We start from the raw sequence: 7,188 nt of genomic DNA on the forward strand, positions 1-7,188 counted from the left end.
GAGCCCCGGCACCGGCCCCCGCACCGGTGCCCCCGCACCTGCCCCGGCCCCCGCACCGGCTCCGGCTCCGGCCCCCGCACCGGCTCCGGCGCCCGCACCCGCCCCAGCGCCGGGGCCCTCCGGTGACGGCGGCGCCGGCGTCGCGAACGGCGTCGTGAACGGCGTCGGCGGCGTGGCCAACGGCGCGGGCGCCGTGGTCGACGGGGTCGGCCAGGGACTCGGCGGCGTCGTGGGCGGCCTCGGCGGGGTGGTGGGCGGCCTCGGCAACGGCGTCGGCAACGTCCTCGGCGCCGTCGTCGGCGGCGAGTAGGCCGGACCAGGTGAGGAGCGAGGCAAAGGTGTTGGCATCCGGCTCCGTGGCCACCCCCGCGACCGCGTCGGCGGCCGCCCGGGCGCTGCTGGCCGACGCGCGCCACGGGCACCCCCACCGACTGGTCCGGGGCGCGTCGGGCACCGGGAAGTCCGCGCTGCTCGCGGCGGTCCGGGATGCGGCCGACAGGGCTTCGGACGCAATGGTTTTCAGTGGCGCCGCGCCCGGCGGTGCGGTGTTCGACGGTGCCGCGCCCCCGCCGGGCTCGGTGGTGCTGGTCGACGACGCCCACCTGCTCGCCGCGCGCAGCCTCTCGGCCCTGGCCGAGGTCGCCGCCCGCCCCGACGTGACCCTCGTCGTCGCCGCCGAACCCCGCCCCGCCAACGACGCACTGCGCGCGCTGTCCGCCGCCCTCGACGGCACCGTCGCCCTGGGGCACCTCTCGCCCCGTGACACCGCTGCGCATGCGGAACTGCTGCTGGGCATGAGCCTGCCGCCGCAGGTCGTCACGCTGGTGCACCGGCTCACCGGCGGGCTCCCCCGCTGCGTCGACGCCGCCCTCGCGCCCCTGCGCGCCGGCGGCCTGACCCGAGACGGCCTCGACCGGGCCGTGACAGCGGCGGTCACGGACTGCCACCACGACGTGCTTGGCGGGCTCGACGCCGACCTGCTGGCCGCCCTGGCCGTCGCGACCACCGGCGCCGGGCTGGATGCCGCGGAACTCGGCCGAACCCTCGAACTCGTGCCGGACGCCGCCCGCGACCTGGTGGACCGGACCCGCGCCTGCGGGCTGGTGCTGCCGTCCGGCGCCCTGCTCGCCTCGGCGCACGAACCCCTGCGGTCGTTGCTCGGCGCCCGGCGGGTGGCCGGGCTGCAGGCCGAGGCGTTGCGGGCCCGGGTCACGCTGGGGACGCTGGACCTCCCCTCCGCCCGCGCCTTCGCCGAGGCGGGGGTGACGGACCCTGTCCTTGCCGAGTTCCTGTGCGAGCAAGCCGAACTCGCCCCGCCCCGCCGGGCTGCCGAGCTGTACGCGTCCGCACTGCGGGCCGGCGCCGACGGCCCGCGCCTGGCGCTGCGCCGAGCGGAGGCGGCCGGACTCTGCGGCGACCTGGACACCGCGGTCCGGTTGGCAGACGGCCGGCTCGAGCACGCCGCGGACCTACCGGCTGCCGAACTGGCGGCCGCGGTGCGGATTGCGGCGAGCGTCGCCGCGCACCAGGGCATGGTGACCCGCAGCGCCGACCTGTACGAGTGGCTCGGCCCGGTGCGCGCCGGGGTCGACCGCCCGGTCGCGGCGATGGTGCTGCTGGCCGCCGGCCGACCCGAGTCGGCGTCCGTCATGTCCGGCATCGCGCTGTCCGACAACGGAACTGGTGGCCCTCCACCGAGCCTGGTGCCGCCCACGTCGGGTGCGGCCGCCGCGACCCTGCTCGCGGACGGCCTGCGGCAGTCACTCGACGGGTCCACCGCGATCGCCCTGAACACCCTGACCCGCGCGCTGTCCCTGGGCGCCAACGCATCACGCACCACCTTCCTGCCGGACACCGGCGCGGCGGTCACCGCCCTGGCGGCACTGCACTGCGGTGAACTCGACCGGGCCCGTGCGGTGCTGCAGCGGGCGCTGGACACCGACGCGGAGGGCGGGGTGAGCCGGGCCCGGCACCTGCTGCTGCTCGCCTGGGTGTCGATGACCCATGGCGACCTCGATTCCGCTGCGCAGGAACTGAACTCGGTCTCGCCCGGCGAGCTGAACCCCCGCGACGCGCTGTTCGCCGCGGCACTGCGGGTGGGCCTGGCCCGTCGCACCGGCGACGTCGGCGCACTGCGCCAGTCCTGGGAGCGGGCGCAGACGGTGGTCGCCGAGCACTGCGTGGACCTGCTGAGCCTGCTGCCGCTGGGCGAGCTGTGGCTGGCCGCGGCCCGGCTGCAGGAACTGCACCGCGTCGCACACCTGGTGGACCAGGCCCGCGAGCTGCTGACGCGGCTCGGCGAGCCGCCGCTGTGGGGTTCGCCGCTGCACTGGTACGGGGTGCAGGCCGCCATCCTGGCCGAGACACCCGCCGACCTGGTGCCGCACGCCCACGCGCTCGGCGTCGCCGCCGAGACCAGCACGTACGCGGCCGGACTGGCCCGCGCCGGCCGCGCCTGGCTGCGGGTGCTGCAGGGCGTGACCGACGCGACCGAGGTGGAACAGTCCGCCCGCACCCTGGCCGGGATCGGCCTGCCCTGGGACGGCGCCCGGTTGGCCGGCGAGGCCGCGCTGCGCGCCACCGACACCCCCGCCGCGACCGCCCTGCTGCAGGTGGCACGGTCGTTGCGCCCGGCTGCGCCGGTTCCCGCCGACGTCGCACCCGCGTCGGGCACCGCGGCGCAGTCCGTGCCGACGGGCGGTCTGACGGAGAGAGAGTCGGACGTGGCGCGCCTGCTGGTGACGGGCCTGACCTACCGGGACATCGGCGCGCGGTTGTTCATCTCCGCGAAGACCGTCGAGCACCACGTGGCGCGGATCCGACGCCGGCTCGACGCCCCGACCCGGGCCGAGATGCTCTCGATGCTGCGGGCCATGGGTTACGGCGGGTAGGAGACCTTCCCCCGTCCGCGTCGCGGGACTACGTTTGGAACCGCACGTGCGCGATCCGAAGAGGTCTCCTGCCAGGGGCACGACCGGAAGGGTGAAGCCGATGCCGTACAGGGTTGGCGTGTTCGTCGGCAGTCTCTCGAAGAACTCCATCAACCGCAGGCTCGCGACGGCGCTGATGCGCCGGAGTCCCGACGGACTGGCGATGCAGGAGATCCCGATCCGGGACCTGCCGCTCTACAACCACGACTACGACGCCGAGTACCCGCCCGTGGGCGTGGCGTTCAAGGCGGCCGTCGCGAGCGTGGACGCGCTGATCTTCGTCACCCCCGAGTACAACCGCTCCATCCCCGGCGCGCTGAAGAACGCGATCGACTGGGGTTCTCGGCCATGGGGCCAGAACTCGTTCGCGCTCAAGCCCTCCGGGGTGATCGGCACCTCGCCGGGCCACATCGGCACCGCCGTGGCGCAGCAGCACCTGCGCAGCGTGCTGTCGTTCGTGAACTCGCCGGAACTGGCTCAGCCGGAGGCGTACATCCAGTTCCACGACGGCCTGATCACCGAGGACGGCGAGGTCACCGTCGAGTCCACCGCCGAGTTCCTCGACAAGTGGCTTCGGCTGTACGAGGAGTTCGTGTGCAAGGTGATCAGCGTCAACCCGAAACCGGCGCCGTAGCCCGCCTCAGCGAGGAGCGGGCGCGAGCACCATCACCGGGATCCGCCGGTCGGTGGCCCGCTTCTCGTAGCCCGCCCAGCCCGGGTAGATCTCGAGGCCGCGGCGCCACAACCGGTCCCGCTCGTCGCCCTCGGCCTCGTACGCGTACATCTGCCGCGGCGCACCCCCGGACACCACCACGGTGCACTCGGGATTCTTGCGCAGGTTGTAGAACCACGCCGGATTCCCGTGCTGGCCGACATTCGACGCGATCACCACCACGCGGTCGCCGTCGAGCAGGCCGACTAGTGGCAGGGTGCGGCGAATCCCGCTCTTGGCTCCGGTGGTGGTGAGCATGACCATCGGCAGCCCGGTCAGCATGCTGGTGAACGTACGTCTGCCGTTGGTCATCCGGAAGACCGGGCGGTCGATGTGGTGCAGCGTGCGCGCGTAGAACCACGCCATCGGCGCGCTGCCCCCGGAGGCGCGCACCAGCTTGTAGAACGGATTGGTGTCCCGATAGCTCTGCGCCGCAGTCACCGTTCCAGCGTAGTTCACCGCGGGCCGCGACACGAGACCCTCACCGCTGCAGTACGACCGACGCCTCCGAGGTGAGCGACGAGAAGGTCAGCGACTCCTCGAGGTAGAGAGTCACCTCGCGGTCGGTGTGACTGTCGTAGCCGATCGACAGGTCCGCGCCGAGGGTCAACTGGTTGTCCCCGCCCCGGGTCGACAGCACGTAGCCGCCCTGCACCGCCGGCGCCCAGACGACGTCGGCCACCAGGTCCTCGAGGTGGTGGAACACCGGATGACCCTCGTCCCGGGTCTCGCTCACCGCGGTGTACGCGTCCGCGTCGAGGACCACCGCGTACGGGCCCTCGACCCCGGCCAGTCGCAGCGCCGACAGCGCCGACGCCACCGCGTCGGGGACGGCCAGCGGGTCGGCCGGCATCTCGAACACCGGGTTGCTGCTCGACGGCCCGAGCCCGCGGATGCCGGCCTCCTCGAAGCCGCCGAACACGGCGCGGTCCTCGGCGAAGGCGACGGCCTTGGCGGCGTCCTTGACCGGCTGCCAGTCCGAGTCCAGCGAGCCCCGCGCCACGTCGTCCACCTCGGCGCGGCTGAGCGTGAACTGGAACCGCAACTCCACCAACGGGTGCACCTGGCGCTGCTGCGCGCGAATACGACTGTCCGAGGACCTGATCGGGCGCACCCGTCCCAGGTTGTGCGCGGAGTACGCGTACCCGAGCGGGCCCACCACGTCCACCACCCGTCGGCCGGCGACGTGCCGCTTGAAGGTCCGGGCGGCCTCCTCGCCGATCTGCTCCCACGCGGCCTCGGTGACCGGGGCCAGCCGACGGTGCAGGTTGCTCGAATCAGTCATTGCGCCACTCCTTTGAGGTCGCCGATCTGCAGGGACATTCCGTACCGGTCGGGCTCGGCGCCGGCGGTTGACGACGCGTCGTCTTCCGTTGCAGCGCCGGTCGTCTCGGGACCGCCGAGCGATTCCAGGACGTCCAGGCTGGGGGCGAAGAAGAGCGTGCCGGTGACGGCCGTGGAGAAGTCGAGGATGCGGTCGTAGTTGCCGGGCGGGTCGCCGAGGAACATGTGTCGGAGCATCTCCTCGGTGACCGACGGGTCCCTGGCGTAGCCGATGAAGTAGGTCCCGAACTCGACGTCGCCGAGGCTGCCGAAGGGCATGTTGTCCCGCAGGATCTCCCTTTCGGTGCCGTCCGCGTCGACCAGTGTGTTCAGTGCGACGTGCGAGTTGCTCGGCTTCACGGTGTCCGCGAGTTCGACGTTCTCGACCTTGGTCCGTCCGATCACCCGCTCCTGGTCCTCGACGGTGAGCGACTGCCAGGCGGCCATGTCGTGCAGGTACTTCTGGACGATCACGTAGCTGCCGCCGGCGAACTCCTCGTCCTCGGCACCGACGAGGGCGGCCGCCCCGGCACCGGAGCCGACGGGGTTCTCCGTGCCGTCGACGAAGCCGAGCAGGTCGCGCGCGTCGAAGTAGCGGAACCCGGTGACGTCGTCGACGACGGTCGCCGCGTCGCCGAGCGCGTCGACGATCAGCCGGCCCAGTTCGAAGCAGAGGTCCGCGCGCGCCGCCTTGATGTGGAAGAGCACGTCGCCGGGCGTCGACGGGGCGCTGTGCACCTCGCCCCGCAACGGCACGAAGGGATGCAGGCCCGTCGGCCGGGTCCGCGGACCCACCCGGTCCCACAGGTCGGAGCCGAGGCCGACGACGCATTTCAGCGAGCCGGCCAACTCGCGGAAACCGACCGCCCGCACCAGCGATCCGACGTCCGCGCTCACCTCCAGGACCCGCCGCGCGTCCGCTCGCGAGGGACCCGCCGCCACCACCAGGAACAGTGCGGCCGAGCTGAGTGGTTCGAGGACGGGTTGCGGTTCGGGGCGGCTCATCGTGCTCCCGGAAGTTCGCGGCGGGGCTGCGGTTTTCCCGCCTGTGCGCGCACTCCACCTGAGGGTAGGACACCACCGGCGCCACCGCAGGGAGAGCAGACGACCCTGGTGGCGACGGCCCGAGGCAATCGGCTGGTTAAGGTGAACGCCAGTAGCGGCAACCGCCGCCGAACACGAGGAGACACGACATGACCGCGGGTCTCGGGCTGCGGGTGGGCGACACCACGGCCACCGCCATCCTGCAGCGGGGCGGCGGCCTGCTCGACGAGCCACCGGCCGTGGTGCGGGCAGCAACCCTGTTGCTCGGCGAGGACGCGGCGGTCCTCGGCGCACCGGCCGACCGCGAGGGCGTGCTGTCGCGGTTCACCTCACGGGTCGGCGACCCGGCCGGGCTGAGCGCGCCCGACGGAACGTCGTACCTCGCGGAAGACCTCGTCGCGACGGCAGTCAGTGGCCTGCTGCTGGCCGCCACCGAGCAGTTCCCCGACGACTTCCCGACCAATGCCGCCCTCCCGGTGGTCGCCACCTACCCCTCGCACTGGGACGCCGCCACCGTGGCCGCCTTGCGCGAGGCGCTCGACCACGTCGGCCAGGCGTCGGTGACGCTGATGCCCGACGCGGTGGCCGCCGTGGCCTGGCTCGAGGCCGCGCACGGCCCGCTCGGCGACGCCGTGGTCGGGGTGTACCACCTCGGCTCCGCGGGCCTGGACGTCTCGCTGGTCCGCACCGGCGAAGACGCCGGGCTGCTGCGGCCGTCGACCTACACCACCCTGTTCGGCGGCGACAGCCTCGACCGCACCGTCGTCGAGCACGTGCTCTCCGTCGTCGCCGCCGATCTCGGGCCGGTCGACACCGCCGATCCGGCTACCCGTGCGCAACTGACGACGCTGCGCGAACGCTGCCGCGAGGCCCGGGAACAACTGTCGACGCAGGACACCGCTGCCGTGCCCGTCGAGGTCGCGGGCGTCCACACCAGCGTCACCCTGACGCGGACCGAACTGGACGAGATGCTCCGCGGCCAGGTCGCCGGGTCGCTGACGATGGTCGAGGAGAGCATCCGCGCCCACGAACTCGAACCCGCCGTCGTGCGGACGGTGCTGCTGACCGGTGGCGGTTCGGCCATGCCGCTGGTCGCCGAACTCGCCGCGCAGACCCTCGACCTGCCGACCGTCTCCGCACCGGAGCCCGGCCGGGCGGTCGCGCACGGCGCCGCGATCC

The 7,188-nt window shown here is 73.4% G+C and carries 7 protein-coding genes; 4 read left to right on the forward strand and 3 right to left on the reverse strand.

Annotated elements, in window-relative coordinates; all coding sequences use genetic code 11:
• From AC1DWC_RS26350 to AC1DWC_RS26360, 3 genes are all read left to right on the forward strand, one after another.
• Positions 1–310 (forward strand): hypothetical protein (locus AC1DWC_RS26350; protein ID WP_477912800.1); only part of this gene is annotated, 310 nt, incomplete at its 5' end.
• A gap of 10 nt (positions 311–320) precedes the next feature.
• The gene (locus AC1DWC_RS26355) at positions 321–2,891 is read left to right on the forward strand and encodes a LuxR C-terminal-related transcriptional regulator (RefSeq protein ID WP_477912802.1); all 2,571 of its coding nucleotides are present in this window, start codon (positions 321–323) and stop codon (positions 2,889–2,891) included.
• A gap of 100 nt (positions 2,892–2,991) precedes the next feature.
• Entirely contained in the window at positions 2,992–3,564 is a 573-nt protein-coding gene (locus tag AC1DWC_RS26360) for an NADPH-dependent FMN reductase (RefSeq protein ID WP_477844741.1), read from the forward strand.
• A gap of 6 nt (positions 3,565–3,570) precedes the next feature.
• On the opposite strand, the gene AC1DWC_RS26365 is transcribed toward AC1DWC_RS26360, so the two are convergent.
• The 3 genes from AC1DWC_RS26365 to AC1DWC_RS26375 are packed head-to-tail and all read right to left on the reverse strand — an operon-like array spanning position 3,571 to position 5,970.
• Positions 3,571–4,083 carry a nitroreductase family deazaflavin-dependent oxidoreductase gene (locus AC1DWC_RS26365; protein ID WP_477912804.1) on the reverse strand — a complete coding sequence of 171 codons (513 nt, stop codon included), beginning with the start codon at positions 4,081–4,083 and terminating at the stop codon, positions 3,571–3,573.
• Positions 4,084–4,123: 40 nt separating this feature from the next.
• A complete protein-coding gene (locus tag AC1DWC_RS26370) occupies positions 4,124–4,927 on the reverse strand; it encodes a family 1 encapsulin nanocompartment shell protein (RefSeq protein ID WP_477912806.1) in 804 nt (267 codons plus the stop codon).
• On the reverse strand, positions 4,924–5,970 hold the full coding sequence (locus AC1DWC_RS26375; protein ID WP_477912808.1) for a Dyp-type peroxidase: 1,047 nt from the start codon (positions 5,968–5,970) through the stop codon (positions 4,924–4,926). The genes AC1DWC_RS26370 and AC1DWC_RS26375 overlap by 4 nt, the downstream gene beginning before the upstream one ends.
• A 188-nt stretch (positions 5,971–6,158) precedes the next feature.
• Between AC1DWC_RS26375 and AC1DWC_RS26380 the strand changes: the two genes are divergently transcribed.
• Positions 6,159–7,188: Hsp70 family protein (locus AC1DWC_RS26380; protein WP_477912810.1), on the forward strand; the 1,030-nt coding region annotated here is incomplete at its 3' end.

This window comes from Rhodococcus sp. P4_C10, assembly GCF_056402135.1.